This window comes from Yoonia sp. (assembly GCF_046498525.1).
In the GTDB taxonomy this organism is placed as follows: domain Bacteria; phylum Pseudomonadota; class Alphaproteobacteria; order Rhodobacterales; family Rhodobacteraceae; genus Yoonia.
Genome location: NZ_JAWOAN010000019.1, coordinates 1 through 22,281, shown reverse-complemented (window position 1 = coordinate 22,281; position 22,281 = coordinate 1). Strand labels below are relative to the sequence as shown.

General features: G+C 56.3%; 21 protein-coding genes. 8 read left to right on the top strand and 13 right to left on the bottom strand.

Features of this window, described 5'->3' with window-relative positions:
- The first annotated feature begins 265 nt into the window (after positions 1–265).
- Genes R6T97_RS01345 through dnaQ form a run of 4 tightly spaced genes read left to right on the top strand, consistent with a single transcriptional unit; the run spans position 266 to position 2,994 of the window.
- Positions 266–865 carry a Maf family protein gene (locus tag R6T97_RS01345; RefSeq protein WP_410347514.1) on the top strand — a complete coding sequence of 200 codons (600 nt, stop codon included), beginning with the start codon at positions 266–268 and terminating at the stop codon, positions 863–865.
- Positions 862–1,689, top strand: coding sequence for a shikimate dehydrogenase (locus R6T97_RS01340; protein WP_410347513.1), 828 nt, complete (start codon positions 862–864; stop codon positions 1,687–1,689). The genes R6T97_RS01345 and R6T97_RS01340 overlap by 4 nt, the downstream gene beginning before the upstream one ends.
- Complete coding sequence (gene coaE / locus R6T97_RS01335) at positions 1,686–2,276, top strand: dephospho-CoA kinase (RefSeq protein ID WP_410347512.1); 591 nt, start codon at positions 1,686–1,688, stop codon at positions 2,274–2,276. The genes R6T97_RS01340 and coaE overlap by 4 nt, the downstream gene beginning before the upstream one ends.
- Positions 2,269–2,994, top strand: coding sequence for a DNA polymerase III subunit epsilon (gene dnaQ, locus R6T97_RS01330; protein WP_410347511.1), 726 nt, complete (start codon positions 2,269–2,271; stop codon positions 2,992–2,994). Before coaE ends, dnaQ begins: the two co-directional genes overlap by 8 nt.
- Positions 2,995–3,002: 8 nt before the next feature.
- Here dnaQ and secB read toward each other — a convergent pair whose 3' ends face one another.
- Positions 3,003–3,503: a protein-export chaperone SecB gene (secB, locus tag R6T97_RS01325; protein ID WP_410347510.1), complete on the bottom strand. Its 501-nt coding sequence runs from the start codon at positions 3,501–3,503 to the stop codon at positions 3,003–3,005.
- A gap of 58 nt (positions 3,504–3,561) precedes the next feature.
- Positions 3,562–4,044: an FxsA family protein gene (locus tag R6T97_RS01320; RefSeq protein WP_410347509.1), complete on the bottom strand. Its 483-nt coding sequence runs from the start codon at positions 4,042–4,044 to the stop codon at positions 3,562–3,564.
- A gap of 112 nt (positions 4,045–4,156) precedes the next feature.
- Here R6T97_RS01320 and R6T97_RS01315 point away from each other — a divergent pair, with 112 nt between their 5' ends.
- The 3 genes from R6T97_RS01315 to R6T97_RS01305 are packed head-to-tail and all read left to right on the top strand — an operon-like array spanning position 4,157 to position 6,438.
- Entirely contained in the window at positions 4,157–4,819 is a 663-nt protein-coding gene (locus tag R6T97_RS01315) for a Tim44/TimA family putative adaptor protein (protein ID WP_410347508.1), read from the top strand.
- A 54-nt stretch (positions 4,820–4,873) separates the two neighbouring features.
- Positions 4,874–5,848, top strand: a complete 975-nt coding sequence (locus tag R6T97_RS01310; protein ID WP_410347507.1) for a murein transglycosylase A — start codon at positions 4,874–4,876, stop codon at positions 5,846–5,848.
- Positions 5,848–6,438, top strand: a complete 591-nt coding sequence (locus R6T97_RS01305; RefSeq protein WP_410347506.1) for a Smr/MutS family protein — start codon at positions 5,848–5,850, stop codon at positions 6,436–6,438. The genes R6T97_RS01310 and R6T97_RS01305 overlap by 1 nt, the downstream gene beginning before the upstream one ends.
- On the opposite strand, the gene R6T97_RS01300 is transcribed toward R6T97_RS01305, so the two are convergent.
- From R6T97_RS01300 to hslV, 4 genes are read right to left on the bottom strand one after another with little or no spacing between them, the layout of a single operon-like run.
- Positions 6,421–7,656 (bottom strand): MFS transporter, encoded by a 1,236-nt coding sequence (locus tag R6T97_RS01300; RefSeq protein WP_410347505.1) that lies wholly within the window; start codon positions 7,654–7,656, stop codon positions 6,421–6,423. The two genes, R6T97_RS01305 and R6T97_RS01300, sit on opposite strands and share 18 nt — an antisense overlap.
- 38 nt (positions 7,657–7,694) lie before the next feature.
- Complete coding sequence (hslU, locus tag R6T97_RS01295) at positions 7,695–9,002, bottom strand: ATP-dependent protease ATPase subunit HslU (RefSeq protein WP_410347504.1); 1,308 nt, start codon at positions 9,000–9,002, stop codon at positions 7,695–7,697.
- A gap of 8 nt (positions 9,003–9,010) precedes the next feature.
- Positions 9,011–10,078, bottom strand: a complete 1,068-nt coding sequence (locus tag R6T97_RS01290; RefSeq protein WP_410347503.1) for a hypothetical protein — start codon at positions 10,076–10,078, stop codon at positions 9,011–9,013.
- Complete coding sequence (hslV, locus tag R6T97_RS01285; RefSeq protein ID WP_410347528.1) at positions 10,075–10,632, bottom strand: ATP-dependent protease subunit HslV; 558 nt, start codon at positions 10,630–10,632, stop codon at positions 10,075–10,077. The genes R6T97_RS01290 and hslV overlap by 4 nt, the downstream gene beginning before the upstream one ends.
- Before the next feature lie 100 nt (positions 10,633–10,732).
- Between hslV and R6T97_RS01280 the strand changes: the two genes are divergently transcribed.
- Positions 10,733–11,650, top strand: a complete 918-nt coding sequence (locus tag R6T97_RS01280) for a hypothetical protein (protein ID WP_410347502.1) — start codon at positions 10,733–10,735, stop codon at positions 11,648–11,650.
- A gap of 58 nt (positions 11,651–11,708) precedes the next feature.
- Here the strand turns inward: R6T97_RS01280 and trxA are convergent, their stop codons facing one another.
- The 7 genes from trxA to R6T97_RS01245 are packed head-to-tail and all read right to left on the bottom strand — an operon-like array spanning position 11,709 to position 22,042.
- Entirely contained in the window at positions 11,709–12,029 is a 321-nt protein-coding gene (gene trxA, locus R6T97_RS01275) for a thioredoxin (protein WP_410347501.1), read from the bottom strand.
- A gap of 60 nt (positions 12,030–12,089) precedes the next feature.
- Positions 12,090–15,431, bottom strand: a complete 3,342-nt coding sequence (addA, locus tag R6T97_RS01270; RefSeq protein WP_410347500.1) for a double-strand break repair helicase AddA — start codon at positions 15,429–15,431, stop codon at positions 12,090–12,092.
- Complete coding sequence (gene addB / locus R6T97_RS01265; RefSeq protein WP_410347499.1) at positions 15,428–18,355, bottom strand: double-strand break repair protein AddB; 2,928 nt, start codon at positions 18,353–18,355, stop codon at positions 15,428–15,430. Before addB ends, addA begins: the two co-directional genes overlap by 4 nt.
- Entirely contained in the window at positions 18,348–19,019 is a 672-nt protein-coding gene (locus R6T97_RS01260; RefSeq protein ID WP_410347498.1) for a nucleotidyltransferase family protein, read from the bottom strand. Before R6T97_RS01260 ends, addB begins: the two co-directional genes overlap by 8 nt.
- Positions 19,016–19,987, bottom strand: coding sequence for an aminoglycoside phosphotransferase family protein (locus R6T97_RS01255; protein WP_410347497.1), 972 nt, complete (start codon positions 19,985–19,987; stop codon positions 19,016–19,018). The genes R6T97_RS01260 and R6T97_RS01255 overlap by 4 nt, the downstream gene beginning before the upstream one ends.
- Entirely contained in the window at positions 19,980–20,444 is a 465-nt protein-coding gene (tsaE, locus tag R6T97_RS01250) for a tRNA (adenosine(37)-N6)-threonylcarbamoyltransferase complex ATPase subunit type 1 TsaE (RefSeq protein ID WP_410347496.1), read from the bottom strand. The genes R6T97_RS01255 and tsaE overlap by 8 nt, the downstream gene beginning before the upstream one ends.
- A gap of 41 nt (positions 20,445–20,485) precedes the next feature.
- Positions 20,486–22,042: a PAS-domain containing protein gene (locus R6T97_RS01245; protein WP_410347495.1), complete on the bottom strand. Its 1,557-nt coding sequence runs from the start codon at positions 22,040–22,042 to the stop codon at positions 20,486–20,488.
- Positions 22,043–22,281: the final 239 nt, after the last annotated feature.

Sequence of the window (22,281 nt, the reverse complement as noted above, 5' to 3'; positions counted from 1 at the left end):
CACTTTATTATAGTCGCGAGAGAAATTTTTATGTTATTTTACAGTTACTTAAGGTGTATAAGTAAATCCAGTTCTATCATGTTTACAGTATTGACTCTCGACTATCCCCGATTCGTCCACAGGGCCAAGTTATCCATACCCACCGTGGAAAAACGGATGTGAAATATCCTGAACTCCCAGACTTCTACCCAAACCCCACCAACAGGCTAGTTATGCCGAAATCCACCCATCCTGTGACACAGGTTTTGTCCCAAAGGTTATCCACATGAGCGCACCGGTCATACTCGCTTCAGGATCAGAAATTCGCGCCCAACTCCTCAAGAATGCGGGCCTGGATTTTGACGTTTCAGTAGCCCGTGTCGACGAAGATGCCATCCGTGCATCCCTGCAAGCTGAACACGCCGCCCCAAGAGATATTGCAGACACGCTCGCAGAATTGAAAGCGCAGCGTGTCGCTGACCGCCATCCTGACGCACTCGTCATCGGTTGCGATCAGGTTTTGGCTTTGGGACAGGATATATTCAGCAAACCGGAAACGCCCGAAAATGCCCTGTCACAATTGAAGATGTTGCGCGGTCAGAAACACCAGCTTCTCTCTGCTGCTGTGATCTATGGCGAAGGAAAACCGCTGTGGCGTCATGTCGGTGTCGTCAGGCTCTTCATGCGTGATGCATCGGATGAGTATCTCAACGACTACGTGATGCGTAACTGGGACAGTATCCGGCATTCTGTCGGAGCCTATAAGCTCGAAGAAGAAGGAGTGCGACTTTTTACACGCATTGAAGGAGATTATTTCAATGTCCTCGGTTTGCCACTCCTCGAGCTCTTGTCATACCTCACACTTCGCGGAACATTGCCATCATGACAAATTTTCCCCGCGCGGCTGTCATCGGAAATCCGGTCAGTCATTCCCTCTCTCCCAAGTTACACGGCTATTGGCTCAAACGGTATGGTATCGAAGGCGAGTACACCGCGCTGCAAGTGATGGAAGACGCGCTCGAGACGACGCTTCGTACACTTCCGTCGCAGGGTTTTATCGGTGCGAACGTTACAATTCCGCACAAGGTCAACGTGATGCAGTTTGCAGACAAGATCACAGATCGTGCCACACTGATTGGCGCTGCAAATACCCTGACTTTCAAGGAAGACGGACGAATTTTCGCCGATAACACAGATGGTTACGGCTTCATAGCTAACCTGCGGCAAGGCGCACCGGAATGGGATCCCAAACGCGGACCTGCCGCGATTTTCGGTGCAGGCGGGGCCGCCCGCGCGATTATCGTCGCTCTTGCCGATGCAGGTGTCCCTGAAATCATCGTTGCAAATAGAACACGGGCCAAAGCAGAGGCCCTGCGCTCGGATTTTGGCGCGCGCGTTAGCGTCGTCGACTGGGTTCAGGCCGATAAGATGCTTGAAGATGCCAATACGGTGATCAATACGACATCGCTGGGCATGGTGGGTGCGCACGACTTCAAAGTGTCGCTGGATGAACTTTCACCAAAAGCCGTGGTTACCGACATCGTGTATAATCCGCTGCAGACACCGTTCCTCATCGCTGCGGCCAAAAAGGGCTGCACGACCGTTGATGGATTGGGCATGTTGCTCCATCAGGGTGTGCCCGGATTTGAGCGGTGGTTCGGGAAGCGCCCGGACGTTGACGATGAAACGCGTCGGGCTGTTCTGGCATGACGCATCTGTTGGGATTAACGGGTTCCATCGGGATGGGGAAATCCACGACGGGCCAGATGTTTCGTGATGAAGGCATACCGGTATGGGATGCTGACGCTGCCGTTCACGAACTTTATGCCAAAGGCGGCGCTGCGGTTGGACCGATTCAGGCCGCCTTGCCAGAGGCAGTGGTTGACAGAGAGGTAAGCCGCAATATTCTGAAAAAAATGATCGCTGATGATCTCAACGTCATGGGGAAACTCGAGGAAATCGTCCACCCGTTGCTTGCCGAACATCGCGCAGCCTTCATAAACGCGCACACCGGCCCACTTGTCGTCTTTGATATCCCGCTGTTGTTTGAAACAAGAGCGCAAGACTGGCTTTCATCCGTGCTTGTCGTGACCGCGCCGGCAGACGTGCAGAAAGAACGCGTTCTGGCCCGGCCCGGCATGACCGAAGACCAATTCAACCGCATCCTGGAGCGACAGATGCCGGATAGCGAAAAGCGCGCTCTGGCAGATCATGTTATTCAAACGCTGTCACTGGACGACACCCGAAAAGCTGTGCGAGAACTCATAGCGGAACTGACAGGGCAGACAGATGCGTGAAATCGTACTTGATACCGAAACGACGGGTTTTGAGCCGCATGAGGGCGACCGCATCGTTGAAATCGGAGCGGTCGAGCTGATTGGGCACGTCCCGACGGGCCGGACCTACCACCAATATATCAATCCGCAGCGATCGATGCCGATCGAAGCCTTTGGTGTGCATGGCATAGGCCCTGACCTCCTCGAGCCTGCGCAAGACCCCAAGCCCGGACAGGAAACGCTCCGCGACAAACCACTTTTCAAGGATATCGCGCAGGATTTTGTCAATTTCATCGGCGACGCCAAGCTGGTCATCCATAACGCTGCGTTCGACATGAAATTTCTCAATGCAGAGCTGGGTTGGGTCAACCGACCGCTTTTGCCCATGGATCAGGCCGTCGATACGCTCGCGATTGCGCGCCGCAAATTCCCGGGGTCGCCAGCGTCATTGGATGCGCTTTGCCGCCGCTTTGCGATCAACAACAGTTCGCGCACACTCCATGGAGCATTGCTGGATAGTGAAATACTGGCCGAAGTCTATCTGGAGCTGATCGGAGGACGACAGCCGGACTTTGCACTGGCGGCCGACACCCGCGGCCAATCGGCTGGTGGCCGTTCTGATGAATGGCGCCCGATGCCGCGGCCACACGCTTTGGCACCCAAGCTGACAACACAAGAAGCCGCCGCCCATGCTGCTTTTGTCGAGCAGTTGGGCGACGGCGCGATCTGGAAAAACTAAGGCTTCGCTTAGTTCGCTTTTGCTTTTTCGGTCTCGGCACGGCGTGCCAGCTCGGAACGATAAAGCGCCAGGAAATCAATGGTTTCAAGGTTCAGCGGTGGAAAGCCACCATCGCGTGTCACGTCGCTGACGATCCGGCGCAAAAACGGGAAGGTAATGCGTGGGCACTCGATCAGCAGGTATGGGTGCATCTGATCCTCTGGCACGCCTTCGACGTGGAACACACCGGCATATTCGATCTCGAATACGAAAAGCGGATCGCCCTTTTCCTTGGTTTTGCTTGTGATGTTCAGCTTGGTGATCACTTCGTACTGGTTTTCGGTGCTGCGTTTGCGCGCATCAAGGTTCACCTGCACCTGAATCTCTGGCTTTGCGTCACCGCTGACACCTTTTTGCGCCAGAATGTTTTCAAAAGACATATCGCGGATGTATTGCGCCAGAACGCGGCTCGTGATTTGTGGCGCTGCCGCCGCCGGTGCTGCTGCACCGTTCTCGGGTGTATCGGTCATTGGAAACTGCTCCAGTTAAATAAGGTTCGTAGGTTCCTAGCAGGCTAGATGTGAAGGCTCAATCCCGGGTCCACTCTGACGGACCTTGGGGGCGGTTTTTCTGCGGGGTCACATCCTTGAAGTCACCGTCGATGACGCGATCACCGGGTTGGCGCGGGCGCCGGGCCGGAGCTTCGCCCATTTCAAAGCGCTGCACCTTGATCTTGGTTTTTGCCCAAATGAAAGCGGCACGGCGGATGCGCGGCACAAGAAGCGACAGACCGACGACATCGGTAAAAAAGCCCGGCGTCAGCAAAAGCGCGCCAGCAAACAAGATCATTGCACCGTGGGCCAAAGGTTCTGTCGGGTCTTCCAGTTCGGAAAATGACCTTTGGAGGTTCGCAATCTCGCGTAAACCTTGACTACGTACCAGATACGAACCAGTGATCGCTGTAAGCAGGACGATCAAAAGCGTCCACCAGACACCGATAAATCCGCCAACCTGAATAAACAGGGCGATTTCGATCATCGGGACTGCGACAAACGCAAATAACAGCCACATTAGCCGTGCCTTTCCTAACATGTTGGGGGGGTAAGGTGGACTCAGCCCCGCCTGCGACCTACATAAGGAACGAAGAGGCGTCTTTCCATGCCTTCCCCTGAACGAGGTCAAAATGAACTCTCCAATTATTCAGCTCCTGGTGCTTGCAGGCATCGCTGTTTTCCTGATTTTGCGTTTGCGCGGCGTGCTTGGCACACGTGAAGGATTTGAAAAACCTGCCGTGACCCGGCCAGAGCCTTCGGCACGTGTCGGCAAGCCGGAATTTGATGTCATTGAAGGTGGTCCTGATCTTGATATTACAGATCACGTCGAAGAAGGATCGGATTCTGCCAAGGCGCTTGCCAGCATGAAGCGTGCCGATCCATCGTTCAACGTCAGCGAATTTCTTGGTGGTGCGCGGGGCGCTTATGAAATGATCCTGATGGCATTTGAAAATGGTGATCTCGATAGCATCGTGCCTTTCATCTCCGAAGATGTATACGAAGCCTTTGCCTCTGTTGTCGATGAACGTCAGCGTCAGGGTTTGACGATTGACGCCAAATTCATCGGGATCAGTGACATGACACTGACTGAGGCCAGTTTTGATGATGTGACGAAGGAAGGTGAAGTCACCGTTCGTTTCAAAAGCGAGATGACGTATGTTGTCCGTGACAGTACAGGCAGTATCATCGAAGGCAGCGAGAGCCAGATCAAGCGTCAGACAGATACCTGGACCTTTGCCCGCAAAATGGATGCAGGTGATCCGAACTGGCGGCTTGTTGCCACTGGTGAATGATCCCCGGCTTGGGTATTGTCTCTTGGCCCTTCACTGACACTTGCGAGCAGCGCAATGGCCAAAACAACGTTTACCCAACTCAACTTTGAAGACTTGGAAGGTTGGCCTGATGATGATCATCAGGTCGCCCTAGATGTTTTTACCAATACCTGCCGTGATCTGGATGACCCCAAGTGGGGTGTGGTGCGTGACGTCGCGCTGACGCACCCTGAGCCCCGTAGTTTTTTCGAAGAGTTTTTTCGGCCGGTTCTGATCGAGGATGGTGAACCCATGCTGTTCACCGGGTATTTTGAACCCCAGCTTGCCGGTTCGCGTGAAAAGCAAGCTGCCTATCGTTTTCCGATCTACGCCGTTCCCGACGATCTTGTCCCGGATGAGCCTTACTTTACCCGTCGCGAGATCGAAGAAGACAACCTGCTTACAGGCCGAGGACTGGAATTGGCGTGGCTCTCTGATCCGGTTGATCTGTTCTTTCTGCATGTTCAGGGGTCCGGGCGTATCACCCTGCCTGATGGCTGCATGATGCGCGTAGGATATGGGGCCAAGAACGGGTGCGCTTACTCCTCGATCGGGAAGGCACTTGTCGATCGCGGTACTTTTCAATCCCATCAAGTCTCTGCCGGCATGATCCGCAATTGGGTGCACGAGAATCGCGACGAAGGCCGTGCGCTGCTGTGGGAAAACGAAAGCTATGTGTTCTTTCGGGAAGTCAGCGAAGTGTCTGCCGATCAAGGCCCCTTGGGCGCGATGCAAAGGTCGATCACTGCGGGCCGTTCGATTGCGGTCGATCCTGCTTTCGTGACGCTTGGCGCACCGGTCTGGATTGAGAAGGAAGGTACCGAACCGCTGAAGCGGCTGATGATTGCCCAAGACACCGGTTCTGCGATAAAGGGAGCGCAGCGCGCTGACATTTTCTTTGGCACCGGTGATGAGGCAGGTAGCATGGCAGGTAGTGTAAAGGATGGCGGTCGTATGGTTGTTTTGCTGCCCGCGACGATAGCAAACCGACTAGCAGTGGCAGAACGGTAATGCGGAAACCTCGACACCTTTCTTCAGAAGAGCGCGCGCTTTGGGATCGTGTGGCGGAACGGGCAACGCCGTTGCATCCGACACGTCAGGAGCCTGCACCTGATCTGGCGCCAGCGCCGAAGCCGAAGAAACCCGTTGGCTCGCGTGATCCGGCACCGGATTTCCACATCGGCCAAAAGGCGAGTATTGCGCGGTCCCATGACATCATGCGCCCGCTGGTGGATCGTTTGGCTACTGCGCCTGTCAACATGGACAGCAAGTCTTTCGGAAAAATGAAGCGCGGCAAACTCAAACCAGAGGCGCGGATTGACCTGCACGGCATGACGACGGCCGAGGCACACCCCGAACTGGTGGCCTTTATCCTTGGATCGCAATCAATCGGGCGACGTCTTGTGCTGGTAATCACAGGTAAAGGCAAAGATCGTGATCAGGGTGGCCCGATCCCCACTCGCCACGGGATATTGCGGCATCAGGTGCCGCAGTGGTTGGCGTTGCCGCCATTGTCACAAGCGATTTTGCAGATCACGCCAGCGCACCTCAAGCACGGTGGACATGGGGCCTATTATGTCTATCTACGCCGTAGTCGCTAACGCTTGTCTTGCATCGCGTGTCGGCACGATCAGGATCATCGCTGCAAGGGCAAAGATGGCGGCATAACCCAATTGCTGCACTTCAAAACCGATGCCTTCGTCAATCAACCAACCGCTTAGCCCCGGGCCAATCGCTGACCCGAGTACCATCAGGGCCGCCGCCGCTGATTTGATTGATCCGATATGCCGCGTGCCATAAAACTCGGCCCAACAGGCGTTCAACAGCGTAGCCTGTCCACCTCCCGCGATGCCCATCAAGACCACTGCCAATGCCGTCCAAACCAATGATGGCGCGTACCAATGCAGGATGAAAGCCGCGACCAGCGGGATCAGGTAAACCGGCAAAAGCCGGGTTGCCCCGAAACGGTCAATCGCCCAGCCATATCCGATGGTCGACAACGATAATGCCAGCGTCCCCAGCGGGAATACCGACACGAGGGCGAGGTGTGACCAACCCTTGATTTCGGCAAAGTGGACCTGATGGAACCAAAAGGCGGTCCCGAACCCTGAAAACGACATCACTGCCGGAATCATCGCCCAGAATAGCGGATGGCGCAGCGCATCTGCGCGTGTCCAGTGTTTGCCATTCATTCCAGACGCTTGGGTGGTTTCGCCCATGGATTGCGGTGTGCGTTCCAGCCGTAACAGGCGATACAGGACAAAGCAGGCGAGCACGCAGAAAACAGCGAAACAGACCCATAATGTCCGCCATTCAATAAATGATTTCAGCCACACCATGATCAGCGGCAATGTCGCCTCGCCCAACATGAACCCGAATGCAGCGACCGCCAAAGCCCGCCCGCGCGTGGCGATAAACCAGCGCGACATGGCCACTGTCGCGACATGGCTTGTCATGCCCTGGCCGGTAAACCTGAGTGCGAAGATCACGAAGGGCAACAATGCTGCCACCGCGTTGAACGCCATGAACAAACATGCTGAAGCAAGCATGAGAACCACGACGATCCCGAGTGTGCGTGCGCGGAACCTGTCCGCCAGACCACCGGCAAAAACCATCACGATGGCCGACGCTCCGGTGCCGACCATATAGATAAGCCCCCAATCGCCGTTCGATAGCCCATAGACTTCGCGTATTTCACCGCCGAAGATAGCGATGAAAAATGTTTGCCCAAAACTGGACAGGAACGTCAAAAGGAATCCGGCTGCCAGAAAAGGCAAGTTCTCTCGAATGAAGCGCAGGTATCCGATTTGTGGGTTCATCAAAGACAAATGAACCGACAGAAGCGAAGATAAAAGCCCTAAAGAACGTAGCGGCTGATATCGGTTGACCGTGACAACTCGCCCAGATGTTTTTCGACAAAGGCGTCATCAACGGCAATTTCGTCGCCTGCACGATCAGGGGCGTTGAAAGACAGATCTTCGAAAACCCGTTCAATCACCGTATAGAGCCTGCGCGCACCGATGTTTTCAACGGCTTCATTGACCTCTGCCGCGATCTTGGCCAGTGCTTTGATCCCGTCTTCGGTGAAGGTCACGGTGACCTGTTCGGTTTTCATCAGCGCCGAATATTGCAGGGTTAGTGCATTGTCGGTCTCGGTTAGGATGCGGACGAAATCATCTTCGGTCAGGGCGCGCAATTCGACGCGAATAGGCAGACGCCCCTGAAGTTCCGGCAGCAAATCCGACGGCTTTGCCAAATGGAACGCACCCGAGGCGATGAACAGGATGTGGTCTGTCTTGATCGGCCCATGTTTGGTGGAAACGGTTGTCCCTTCGATCAGTGGCAGTAGATCACGCTGCACGCCTTCACGGGATACATCGGCCCCGCGCGCATCGGCCCGCGCGCAGACCTTGTCGATTTCATCAAGAAAGACGATGCCGTTCTGCTCGACCGCTTCAAGTGCGGCTTTTGTCACGGTTTCATCGTCCAGCAGTTTGTCTGCCTCGTCTGCGATCAGCGCATCATAGCTGTCGGCCACGGTCATTTGTTTTTTGACCGTCCTGCCACCCATGGCTTTGCCGAAAAGATCACCAAGGTTCATCATGCCACCCATGCCGCCGGGTTGACCGGGGATTTCGAAACCGCCCATGGGGTTGGAATTGTCGGTCAGTTCAAGTTCGATCACCGTGTCGTCAAGTTCGCCTGATTTCAACTTTTTGCGGAACATTTCGCGCGTACCTTCGCGGGCATCGGTCCCTGCGACAGCGGTGATCACACGCTCTTCCGCTGCGGCCCGCGCCTTGGCGTTCACGTCTTCGCGCATGTGTTCGCGGGTGTCGATAATGGCGGTATCCACTAGATCACGGACAATCTGTTCAACATCGCGGCCGACATAACCCACTTCGGTGAATTTCGTTGCCTCGACTTTGATGAACGGTGCACGCGCCAGTTTGGCCAAACGGCGTGAGATTTCGGTTTTACCGACACCGGTGGGCCCGATCATCAGGATATTCTTGGGATACACTTCATCGCGCAGATCATCGCCCAGTTGCTTGCGCCGCCAGCGGTTGCGCAGCGCCACGGCAACGGCGCGCTTGGCTTCCTTTTGGCCGATAATGAATCGATCAAGTTCCGATACGATTTCGCGGGGGGTGAGGTCTGTCATGTCAGTCCTTAAATTTCAGAAGGTGGCAGGCGGTGCAGCGGGATAAAACCGGGCATCAGTCGCAAAACGCGCGCGCGGATTTTTTCCCAGAAGGCACCAAGAAGAAGCAGAACGATCCCAAGGATCAGCACAGTCAGCGCTGCCCCGTCACCGTCGAATACAGTCGTGGCAAGCGCCACGATATAACCGATCGCCGCGATCAGGAACGACCGGCGGTCGATAACGATTGCGACGATGGCGAACATTGTCAGGACCGCCAGCAGGATCAGGTTAGACCCGCCGCCGTCCTGATCCATCAGCGAGAGAGCCATCGTATTCACCAAGGCAGGGGCGGCGACGATATGCAGCCAGAACCCATTGGCTGATCGCCGGGTGACACGGTGCGGATCGCTCATGTCGAACATCATCGCGACGGCAAAGACCAACAGCCCCAAAGCGAGGGTGATCCATGCGAAAGGTCCGTCTGCGGACAGCAGGAAGAATTCGCTGAAATCAGCGATCCGGCCTTCGCGGCTGGCAGCATAGACGATGGCGACGATAAACAGCCCGACTGCGATCATCGCCATCGCGAAAGGTACGCGGAAGCGCCACCAGTAGACCGCGAGGGTCAGGGTCGCGAGAACCAAGGGAAACGGCACGCTGGAATAGTCGTTTTGGGCAATCATGAAGGGCTCGGACAACACTGCGACAAAGCCGAAGGCGGCGTTGGCCGCAAACATGACCGACAGCGCAATCGCCGGTGCAACCATGCGCCGCTTGCGGACAAAGTATTCGGACAACAGCCAAAGGACTCCGCCACCAATCAGCGAAACCCACATGGCATAGTCTTGCAGGCTGATAATCTGGTCGCCGAGTACAAACCCCACGACGCCCCACCATCCGGACGCCAGAATGAGCAGACCAATTACGATGAAAATTTCGTTGAACCCTTTGAAAAGTTCAAAGGGCTCATCTCCGGGGTTCAGGTTCTCGCGTGCACCGCGGCGGCTATCGGCAAGGCTGATCAAGCTCGCCGCCTGCTTTTCGCTGATCAACCCGCTGCCAACGGCAGCTTTGAGATCGTCGCGTCCGATCATGGCTTGATCGTTTCCACCGTCAGTCTGCCGTTGGTATAGACGCAGATATCAGCGGCAATCGCCATCGCTTGGCGGGCGATGGTTTCGGCGTCCTTATCTGTGTCCAGCAATGCGCGGCCGGCAGCCAAGGCATAATTGCCGCCAGAGCCGATGGCTGCAATGTCGTGTTCAGGTTCCAGAACGTCACCCGCGCCGGTGATTACCAAAAGTTCGGACCCGTCGCTGACGATCAGCATCGCTTCCAGCTTTTGCAGGTATTTGTCGGTGCGCCAGTCTTTGGCCAATTCGACAGACGCACGGGCGAGCTGGCCGGGCGTGGCCTCCAGTTTTTTCTCGAGCCGTTCCAGCAATGTGAATGCATCCGCCGTCGATCCGGCAAAGCCGCAGATCACATCCTGTCCACCGGGTGACAAGCGCCGCACCTTGCGCGCAGTCCCCTTGATGACAGTCTGGCCAAGGCTGACCTGCCCATCACCGGCAATGACAACCTGCCCGCCCTTGCGGACCCCGATGATCGTTGTGCCGTGCCAGCCGGGAAAATTTTCACTTGCCATCATCTGCTCCTTGTCGCTGCTGCATATATGGCGGGGCGATGCTGGGCAAACAACCCCGCGCGGGTTGTTCGTGGCGTGGTGCGAGGCTAGCGTCCGGCACATGAGCGCCCGTGATACCGTCACTTTCTATCTTCCCCCGCATCTGCGCAAACAGGCAGAGCGCGGCAAGCATAATTTCATTAGACAGGTGGGCGAGGTGCTGGCTGGCGCCGGACTGACCGTTGCATTTGATAACGACGATGATCTGGCACGCATACGCGCCATGGCGCGACCGGGCCGCGGATTGTTTTTGATGGACAGGCCGGTGAATGCGCGCGGTCTGACCTTTCGCAAAACATACATCTATCCGTTCTGGCATATCGAGAAAGAAACCGAGCGCTGGGCGTGGCCCGTCGCGCAGGACGCGTTTGACCCCAAGAGCGTCGATGCACGCAAAGCGGCGAATTTCTATCGGTTCTGGCGCAACCGGCTATTCGAAGATGCGCCCAATCATGCCCGCGAGGACGGTTTCGTTTACGTGCCTTTGCAGGGGCAGTTGCTGCGCAAGCGGTCCTTTCAGTCCTGCAACCCGATCGACATGATCAAAACGGTACTTGACCGAGATGCCGACCGGCAGGTTGTGGTGACATTGCACCCATCCGAAACCTATTCCCTGGAAGAACGGCACGCGTTGGAAGACTTGCTGTCAGTAGAAGATCGTCTGATGGTCAAATCAGAGGGTTCACCCCACTATCTGCAAAACTGCGATTACATCGTGACCCAGAATTCCGGCGTCGGGTTTCAGGGTTACTTCTTTGGTAAACCGCTGATCTTGTTTGCGAAATCGGATTTTCACCATATCGCCTTGAATGCCGGAGAAATTGGTTCCTTGCAGGCCTTTAACAAGGTCCACAGCCACGCACCTGATTATGCTGCCTATCTTTTCTGGTTCTTGCAGACGCGTGCGATCAATGCAGGACGACCAGAGGCAAAGAACAAAATTCGCGATGTGCTGCGTAAACACGGATGGCCCGTCTGAACGCAAAAAGGACGCCCCAAATAGGCGCCCTTTTGCAAAAGTCGTTCGAGGGACGGGCTTAGATGGATTCTTCGATCCAGCTTTGCAGCGCGGCTTTGGGCGCAGCGCCGGCCTTGTTGGAGACAACTTCACCGTTTTTGAAAACAAAAAGTGCGGGAATACCGCGCACACCCATCTGCGCTGGCGAATTTGGATTTTCATCCACGTTCACTTTGACGATTTTTACCTTGCCCGACATTTCGTTTGACAGCTCTTCCAGAGCGGGGCCGATCATTTTGCAAGGGCCGCACCATTCCGCCCAGAAATCCACGACGACGGGGATATCGGACTGGCGTACTTCGGCGTCAAAAGTTGCGTCTGTCACTGCTACGGTTGCCATTGGGTTACTCCTTGGCGAAAATTCACTAGAAACCGAAACTAGGAACCCATTCGCCAATGGTCAAGGTGTAGCAAGCGAGTTCAGGGCTTCGTGAAGTTGCTGTTGGGATAAAGCGGTGAAAGTGCCTGAATGAGTCCAGAGAATTGCGGTCCTGATGTCATGGCCGGGAAAGATTTCCCGCAAGGCGTGGTCGTAGGCAGCAAGCTGTCTTTGCAGACCCAGTGGCGTTTCTTCCGGTGTCTTGGGGATCAAGCGGTTTGACTTGTAATCAATTGCCGTGATTGTGCCCTGCCCGATGATCAGCCGGTCGATTGCGCCGTGAATACGGCCAAGGCCAGGAATGTCCGCGGTGACGACAACTTCATTCAGGGCCTCGGTGTTCCAAAGCCATGCCAGATCCGGTTTCTCGATGAGCGCGATCACGTCGTCCACCAAAACCGGATCATCGCTTTGAAGCAGTTGAAGCCCAAGGCTGTGCCGTTTGTCTTTTGCAGCCAGCGGCAGGTGTTCCAGCAATAAATGGATTTGCGTGCCCCGCTCCATGGCGTCGTCGATATCATCGCCAGCGGGATCGCCAGCGATGATCTTGGCACCCGGCAGTTCTGACGGTGCAAGCGTCTTGCTGGGCTGTGGCAATGGTAGATCGCCAAATGCGGGTGGTACGATTTTCGCGCTCAGCGGTGATTCAACCGAGTTGAGTGGCAGAGCATCCCAATCCAGCTCTGACACCCGCCGCAGGTCCATATCACCGAGCGTCGCGTCATAGGCAGCGCGCCTTTCCATCCCGTCTGCGACGATATTGTACCAGCTTGCATCGCCTTCGCCGATGTCACCGGCCGCACCGACGATCAGCCATTTTTCGGCACGCGTCATCGCCACGTATAGCAAGCGCATCCGTTCCCGCACCTGTTTTGCGATGACTGCCTCACGCAGATCGGTCACTGCCGGAGAAGAGGTATTTGCGGGCGTCTTCCAGATCACGTGATCCCCTGCGGGCAGCAGTTCCTGCTTGACCTGAACATCGCGTCTGGCGGTATCGGGCAGAATGACAATCGGCGCTTCAAGACCCTTGGCCCCATGCACCGTCATGACGCGAATGCGATCACCCTTGCTTTCCATCTGGCGCTTGACCTCAAGGTCGTCGGTTTCCATCCATGTCAGAAACCCTGTCAGGCTGGGGACGCCTGTGCTTTCATAAGCCAGCGCCTGAGACAGCAGCGCGTCAATGCCGTCCTCTGCTTCGGGCCCAAGACGCGCCAGCAATTTGCGCCGCCCGTCGTGGCGGGTCAGGATACGTTCGATCAGGTCGTAGGGGCGCAGAAAGTCGGATTTGCCGCGCAGGTCATCAAGGATTGCGCGCGTTTTTTCGTGATCGGACTTGCGCAATGCCTCCCAAAGAAAACTCTTGTTGGGTCGGTGATGGGCGAGCGTGAAAAGATCCTGCTCGGACCATCCGAAAAGCGGCGACCGTAGCGCAGAGGCCAAGGACAAATCATCTTCGGGCAAAGCCAGAAAGCCGAGTACAGCGGCAAGGTCTTTGACCGCGAGTTCGGCGCCCACACGCAAACGGTCGGCACCCGCGATCTTGAGGTTGGCGGCTTTGCAGGCGCGAATGATCTCGGCAAAAAGCTCGGACCGGCGTTGCACGAGGATCAGAAAGTCGCCTTCGGTGATCGGACGGCGGTAATAGGTGCCGGTATTGCCGATCTCTTCGGGGATCGTCTCGTTTTCGATCATATATCTGATCTGCTCTGCCACACGCTGCGCCATCAGAACGGTGTGGTCGGTGGCGCTGGGCTCATCGACGGGTTTGAACCATTCGCGATTGTCCTCGATTTTGGACTTTTCAATCACCGGCCACAAATCGACCCGACCGGGCATGTTTTCCTTGAATGCGATATGGGTCAGGGTGTCGTCCATGCCTTCGGCGCGGTCACCAATAAAGGTCTGGTCCACGACCGAAAGGATCGCTTGTGATGATCTGAAGGAATGGTCCAGCGATGTGACTTCAAAGGGTTTGTTGATCGCCTTATGCGCATCCTCAAAATGCACGTTCATCTGGTCAAATGCGGCAGGGTCGGCACCTTGGAACGAGTAGATCGACTGTTTTTTGTCACCCACAACAAAGACGGTGCGTTCGCGGTCCATGCGCGCGCCTTCGCCCGTGGCGAATTCCTGTGTCAGTTGCTTGATCACCGCCCATTGGGTCGGGCTGGTATCCTGTGCTTCGTCCACCAGAATATGATCGATCCCGCCGTCCAGCCTGAACAGCACCCATTGCGCGACATCGCGGTCGGTCAGCAGGGCCTTGGCCTTGCGGATCAGATCATCAAAGTCGAGGGCGCCCATCGCAAGTTTACGCTCTTCGTAGGCGGGCACGAAAACGCTGGCGAAATCATAAAGCGCCATGGTGCGGTCGACCGCATCCATTGCCCAAAGATGCGCCTTGGCAGCGGCGACCCTATCCATCCAGTCGTGAACGGTATCTGCGATGGGCGCCATCGCTTCGACAGCTTTGGTATGGTTGCTTTGCGGAAAGTTGACGGACTTGGAATTACAGCTGTTTGCATAAAGGAAAAGCCGGAAAAGCGTGTCTAATGCGGGCCAATTGGGGTTTTTGAAGTCGAGTTCCGCAAGCTGTGCTGCGAATTTCTTGTAGGTGGCTGACTGATCCTGAAAGGCGGTCTTGAGGTCATGAACAATCGCGGCCTCATCGCCCTGAAACGCCAAGGCAAGCGCATCTTCGCGCTGGGCATTGGCAGCCAGACCAAGCGTTTCCTTGATAACCGAAGGCGTTGGGCGTTCAGCAAAGGCATCCCGTTTGCCTGCAATTTCGGCGGTAAACTTGGCCAGATCATCGCTGGTGAAATGTTTCAGCAATCCATGTACGACACCGGCCTGCGGCCCCATGACAATCGCATCCACGACCTCTGCGCGCAAAAGCTCGGCTGCGCGGTCTTCCATCTCGCGGAACTGCGGGCTGACCTGTGCCTCAAGCGGAAAGCGCCGCAGAACACCGGCGCAGAACGAGTGGATCGTCTGGATTTTCAAACCACCCGGCGTTTCGATTGCGCGGGCAAAAAGCGTGCGGGCCTTGCCGAGTTGCGGCCCGTCAATCTGCCGGTCAATGCCCAAGCCCTGTAACTCTGATCGCAAAGTGTCGTCCGACATCATCGCCCACATCCCAAGGCGCTGGAACAGGCGGTTCTGCATCTCGGCGGCGGCAGCTTTTGTGTAGGTCAGACAAAGGATGTTCTGCGGCGACACCTCTTCCAGCAAGAGCCGCGCAACGCGGTCGGTCAGCACACGCGTTTTTCCAGACCCCGCATTGGCCGAGAGCCATGTCGAGGTGCGCGGATTGGCGGCATCGACCTGTCGTTGGGTCGCGGCATCACGGATCATGTCAGTACCTGCGGCGTCGGGTCATCACTGGTGTCCCATTCGCCATAACGCGAAAGGTGGTCATAGTCGCTTTGATCCGACTTTGAGAACAAGGCAAGGCGGGCCGTGTAGCCGCGCTCTATCTCATGCCAGTTGGCAAAAAGCGTCTCTAACTCTGCCCAAACCTGATCTGGCGGTTGTTTGTCGAGCGGTGCCGCTACGTTCTTCATTGCTGCGTTCAGGCCGATGAATGTGGCTGATTGCACAGGTCTGGTGCCCACAGATGTGAATGCGCCGCGTTCGACCATCGCGGCCTCAAGCAGAAGCTGCTTGTCGAATTTTTCTTGTTGCGGACCTGTTGGAACAGCACCAGTTTTGTAATCATAGATCAATGCCTCTCCTGTATCGGTCAGGTCGATGCGGTCTGCCTTGCACGTCAGCAAGACGCCGGAGGGCGCGACGATGATTTCGCCCACTTCCTCGATCTTGTGTTCGGTCGCGATCGACTGTCGCGCTGCTTCATCGGCAAGGAATTGATCTGCGGTACGGTCCATGCGAGCCATCCATTGGGCGCGGATCGTGGGCCAGGGGCAGTGTACTTCAAACTCTTCAGTTGCGATTTGCATGAGCGCTTCGCGGTCGCCCGGTCCATGCCCGCCCCGGATGAACCGTTCCAGAATGCCATGCACGATGGTGCCGCGCAGCGGGGCATCAGCGGTTGGAACCAACGGGTCCAGTCGGCCAAGTTGAAGCGTCTTGCGCGCATAGATGGCAAAGGGATCGCGGATCAATGTCTTGATCTGTGTGACTGACAGTTTTTTAGGGCGTGCCGCCAGTGGCGGACAAGGCGACGGGCGCGGTTCGGGCGGGGTGCGGTCGTCTGGCGATGACAGCGCATCGGCCATGGCGCACCAGTGATCGCCCCTTGCCTTCATCGCGGCAAGCGCATGCTGTCCGCCCTGATCGGGCAAACCCTTGAGAAGGTTCGTCAGCCGGTTGACCCAGCGCGAAGGCACGGTTTCCGCATCGGCAGAGCGTTTGGCCCGCGTGATCCAGACCTCACGACCTGCAATGGCCTGTTGATAATCATGCGCCGACAATCCGATCCGTCTTTCCGGTAGTAGCAATCCAGCTTTGGCCCGCATCACGCGGTTCAACCAAGGATCGGGTGCTGGTGCCTCGGGCCAGACGCCATCGTTCATGCCGCCAAGGATGGTCAGATCAACGCCTTGCACCCGCGCCTCAAGTGTACCCCAGATCAGAATGTTCGGATGACCTGCATCGCGATCACGCACAGTGCCTTCTGCGACGACACCCCCGAATAGCGCCGCATAATCGCGTGGGGCCATAATACCGCCTGCACTGGCTGCCGCGATCAGATTGTCACAAATCTTGCGGGCTTCGCGACCTGCCGCTTCGTCCCAAAGACCACCCGATCCGTCAGCATCCGGACCTGCACACAGTTGTTCGGCAAGGATGATGTGTGCGTCCAGATGCTGCGCGACTGTGGTTGCTTGCGTTTCTTCCAGTCCGTCAATCAGCGCGGCAAGCCATGCCGCCCAGTTGTCGCGCGCTGTTCCCTTCTTGGCCCATGTCAACAAGTCGTCCGGCTTGGGAAACGGCGGGCCGTGCCTGCGCAGATACAATTCAAGATCGCGGGTATGGCGCAGATGTTCACCCCGGTCGCCCCGTTCGGAATGGCACAACGGATGCTTGAGCAGCGTCAAAAGCGCCTCGCCGGTCAGCGGCTTGCCAAAGAGGTCGGCAACGTGTCGCAAAAAACGCCCCGGCGGAGATAGCGCAAGTGGCATCCCCGCACTGTCGTCTGGCTTGATGTTCCATCGGTCTAGTGCGGCTGTCACCTGCCGGGTCAGCATCCGGTCGGGCGAGATGAGCGCGGCAGTGATCCCGTCTTCGGCTGCTTGCCGCAGACGCAGGGCAATGCTTTCCGCCTCGGCCCGGGGTGAAGCGGCTTCTACCAATGTGAGACCTTCAGTAGCTTCATGCAGATCGCCCAGATCAGGCCCGTCAGAGAGCCACTGATCTGTCACGGGCGCCGGGCGCAGGGACAGGGAAACGAGTGCGTTTCGTTTTGGATGCACCGGAGATTGATTGGACCAGTCTTTCACGTTGTCAGGCTGAAAGCCGATCACATCCATCATGCGGCGGAATCGGAACTGCGGGTGATCCTCTGCCGTCATGTCATCTTCCATCGCGTCCCAGACGTGATTTGGCAGATCAAAATCGAACCCCGGAAGGATAATCGCGCCTTGCGGCAGCTTTGCGATGGCTTGCATGAAAAGGGTGGTGGCACCGCGTGATCCGGTAGAGCCCGCGATGAGGACAGGGTTTTTTGGCGGTGCTGTTCCCCATTTTTTCGCCAGCGCCTCGATCACGAGCCGTTGTCGCGCTTCCTTGTCTGGCGGCTCGTTTTGTTGGTCAAAGAACGGGGTGATGATCCTGAGGAATGCAAGCGCACGCTCCCAATGACCTGACTGGTCCGTGATATCGAGCGCGGCGATGGTTTCCGGCCCGACGCCTTCGCCCTGCATTTCGTCCATAAGTTTGGCAAGGCTGTCGGATAGATCATAAAGGGCCGCACGGGGTGCGAGGTCTGGTTCCTTGTCCAGCAGTTTGGCAACGAACTGTGAAAGCTCCAAACGGCGGCGCAGCGGTGAAACGGCAGGCGGCAAATCCAGCGAAACCGGATCGTTAGAAAGATCGGTGATCAACCGCACCCGCGGAAGCAGCCGCGCCGGGCCAGTGTCAAAAACCGCCCTGATGCGCCGCTGCATACGGGTTGTGTTGACGTAAATCTCTACCCTCGCCAGATCGGTCGGCGTCATATGCGCGGTGCGCGCGATCAGCCCGTCAACAAGGCCTTGGGCAAAGTCCACACCGGGCGGGCTGGCAAAGATGCGGGGCTGTGTATCGGGATCAAACATGCAGCATTGCCTCTGCGACAGGAATGCTTGAGGGTTGTCCGACATCACACCATTGTCCTTCGTAGGTTGTGCCATAAAGCCCGCCGCGTGCGGCAATGATGTTCCATGCAATGTTCATTGAAAACGCCGTTTCATCAATTTCGGACAGTACATCCGTGCGGATAATCTGCAGTCCGGTATAGATCGCATCGGGCGAGCGATGCAGCCGTCCATCACAGTCGATCCGAAAATCCCCTTTGCCGGGGTGCCCCGATACATTGCGTTTTTCGACAATCAAGAGCAGGGCCTCCATTTCCGGCGTCCAGGCTTGCAGGATATGTGCGACCGGGTTTGGCCCGTTCCACACCGCGTCTGTGTTTATGGTAAGCACAGGATTGCCGTTCAGCAGCGGCAGGGCCTGCCGCAATCCGCCGCCCGTTTCCAAGAGTGCGCTGCTTTCGTCCGAGAAGGCAATGGGTTGCCCGATCAGGTGGTCCCTTATCATGTCACCGCGGTAATGCAGGTTGACGACCTTTGTTCCGGTTCCGGCCTTTGTCGCAATATAAAGCGCATGATCGATCAGGGGCTTGCCTGCAACTTTGATCAACGGCTTTGGTTTTGATTTCGTAAGTGGACCCATGCGTGTCCCAAGGCCGGCTGCGAAGAAAAGGATTGGCATGCTCATGGTGTCAACTCCGCGAGCTTTCTTGGTGATGGTTCCGGTACGGTATCCATGACCGCTTGGCGCAGATCTGCGAGCGCGGGATCTTTCAGGTCCTCCAGAATATGACCCCAAACGCGGGGCATGAATTCAAGGTAGCGCGGCTTGCCGATGTCGGTGACAAGCCGCGCAAAAACGCCGAGGATACGCAGGTTACGCTGAACGCCAAGACAGGCGAGCGATGTGCGGAGCGGCCCTTTCGCCTGTGTGCGTGCGGCAAAGTGGTCGATGATTTCATCAACAACGGTCAGGCTGACGTCCCGCCGGGCATCGCGCAAAAGCGACGCGAGATCATAGCCAGGTGCTGCGATGAAGGCATCCTGAAAGTCGAGCAGGCCAATTCTTTGATCACCTGTTTGATCTGCACGCCAAATAAGATTTTCAGCGTGGTAGTCCCGCAAGGCAAGCACGCTTGGTTCGGGGGCAAATTCTGCAAGGGCATGATGCATCTGGACACATAAATCATCAGTGGATGCATTGCTGTAATGGGTTCCGACGATACTGACCATCTCTGCCCCAACAGTGGGCGTCATGCATTTCAGATGCGAAGGTGGGTCAACTTTCTCGAGCCCCAGCAGAATATCGGCGGCGGACCGATAAAGCATGGCTTCGTCCGACGGCGCTTGGCTTAGCCATTGCACAAAATCGGTTTTGCCAAGGTCGCTGAGCAAAAGAAGCCCCTCAAATGGATCATGTGCAAGAACGCGCGGAGCAGCAAAGCCATGGTCGTGCAAAAGCGTGGCGATTTCCACGAAAGGTCGGGTATCTTCCCCATATTCGGGTGGGGCATCCATCAGGATGGCGGTCCCCAGATCCGAGTAAAGACGCAGATAGCGGCGGGCAGAGGCATCAACAGCCAACGGCGTTTGCGCCCAGCCTTGCCATTCGCTGTCTGCAAGGAATGCCTGGATGGCATCTGACCGATCAATCATGCAGGCCTCGCAACCGGGTTGCCCATGGTTCCGGTCCGCTGATTGTGACGCAGTGCTGATCTTCTTGCGTCTCAAAACTGAGGGTGAGGGCGGATTTTGGTGCCACTTCACCCAGCCGGTCGGGCCACTCGATAAGACAGATCGCTGTCTCAAATGCGTCATCCAGACCAAGTTCCAACGCTTCGTCGGGGTGCGTCAATCTGTAGAGGTCGCAATGCCAGAGTTCGGCAGCTTCATCTTCATAGGTTTGTACCAAGGTAAAAGTGGGTGATGGCACATCCTCCATCCGGCCAAGGCGCGCGCGGATGAGGGCGCGCGCGAAGGCGGATTTGCCGGCGCCTATGTCCCCTTGAAGCAAAAGTGTATCGCCAACCTTCAGATACGGCGCGATCCGCGCGGCCAAGGCACTGGTGGCTTCTTCGTCAGGAAGGGAAAACTCGAACAGGGTGCAGGCCATGCGCCGACATTATGGGGTTGCGTGGTCCCTGCAAGCGGAAATCAACGCCTGCGGTTTTGTAATGCTAAATCGGGCATCATCAGTTTTGTGATTTCGGGCCTTTTGGGTGGGGTGATAGCAAACCGCACCATCGTCATCCCACCGGCAATGCGGTTCGCGTGGCAAGATAAATGCCGCCCGTCATCAAGCATCGCATGATCCGACCATGGCGGCCTTACGCCAAGCTGCTGGATGAAATTGCGCATGTCGGTCCACATTGGTGCGGGGATGCATTGATCCTGCCATCTTTTCATTTCGGTCTGGAGAACGCGGTGTTCCAACACCTGTTCGGGCCCATCGGACCAAAGAGTGTTATAAGCGCGATTTGACATGACCAGCGTACCTGCCGAAGAAAACACCGCGATCGCATCGCAAAGTGTATCCAGCACGGCCTGCCCTGTTTCGATATCAAGCCGAAACCGCCGAGTGAGGGACACTTCAGCGCTGATGTCTTCAAACAAAAGAGCAAATGCCCCGTCAGGGTAAGGCCGCCCGGTCACACGGTAGGTCTGTCCATCCGCAAGCGCCCAGTTCTTGCTATAGGTGCCATTCTTTGCACCTGTTTCGACGGCGGTGAATTGTTCGCGCCAAGAAACATAGTTTTTCGGTTCGGGCATCATGCGATGCTCCCGAAGGCGATCAAGGACCGTGTCAATCGCCGGGCGCGTAGTCAGGAAATCGACAGGAAGGTTCGTCATGTCCAGAAAGGCCGGGTTGAACATGGTCAGCATCCGGTTCTTGTCAAAGATCGCCAGACCGGTCGAAAGCTCTGCAAACGTGCGTCCGACAGTTTCGACAAACTCTGTCTTGGATCTGCTGGCGCGCACCAATTCGGTCGCGTCATCGGCAAAATACAAAAAGCCTTCAGCATGGCTGATCGTGGATACGTCAAACCATCTTTTTTGTCCGCCGGTCGTCGCTTGAACCGCGATGCGGCTGCTTTGGTCAGCCAATGGCCCGTCTTTTGTGTCGAAAAGGCGTCCTGTACCCAATTCGCGATGCATTCTGGTGTAGGCCTTATTGGCCCAAAGCAATGTGCCATGTCGGTCTTCGTGCCAAACGAGTTGCGACGTATGCATGGTGATATCGCGCATCAGCGCCGCTTCAGCGTTGCCGGCATCACAAGACAATCGCAAGGCAGCCAGCTTGCGGGTCCAGCTTTCGTCGCCAATCAGGGAAATGCGAAGGCGATCTTCGGTGCGCCTTGTCTCGATAAAGACTGTCGGGTCACTGTCGCTAGAGGAGCGAAATTCGATCGCGGTCGGGTCAGCAAGCTTTTCTTTGAAATCCGGAAATTCTTTAGCGAGAATGGCCTTCAACTTGTCGAGGTCATTGAGACAATTTGATCCATGACCGAAAATGTCCCAGGCATCGGCTGTTGCATCAATCAGGTCGTTGCCGAAAAACAGGAACACTGTTCCGTCCGCATTCATCGGATTGGATGCATGACCGGACCGGATACCCGATATCTTACCGGATTTTAGCAGCACCATGATCGTTGCAGCCCCAAGCATGGCTGCAATCGCGATGGTGCCAAGCTCCACCAGATTCATCAACATGATTAATATATTCCCGAGTCTGCACGATAAAAATATCAGACAGGAAAGTTAATGCAGGCTTAAGATCAGAGGCAGCTTTATGGCCAAGTTGCGATTGGCTGGTTTTTCCCTAAAGGCGCGCTTTCGGCTTGTTGTCTTGTTTGCAGCAATCTGCGAGGCCAGCTTACGTCGACGATCGCGCCACCGGTGGCCTGACCTGTCCAGCTTGCATGGCCATGCCTGCGGCTATTTGAAAAATC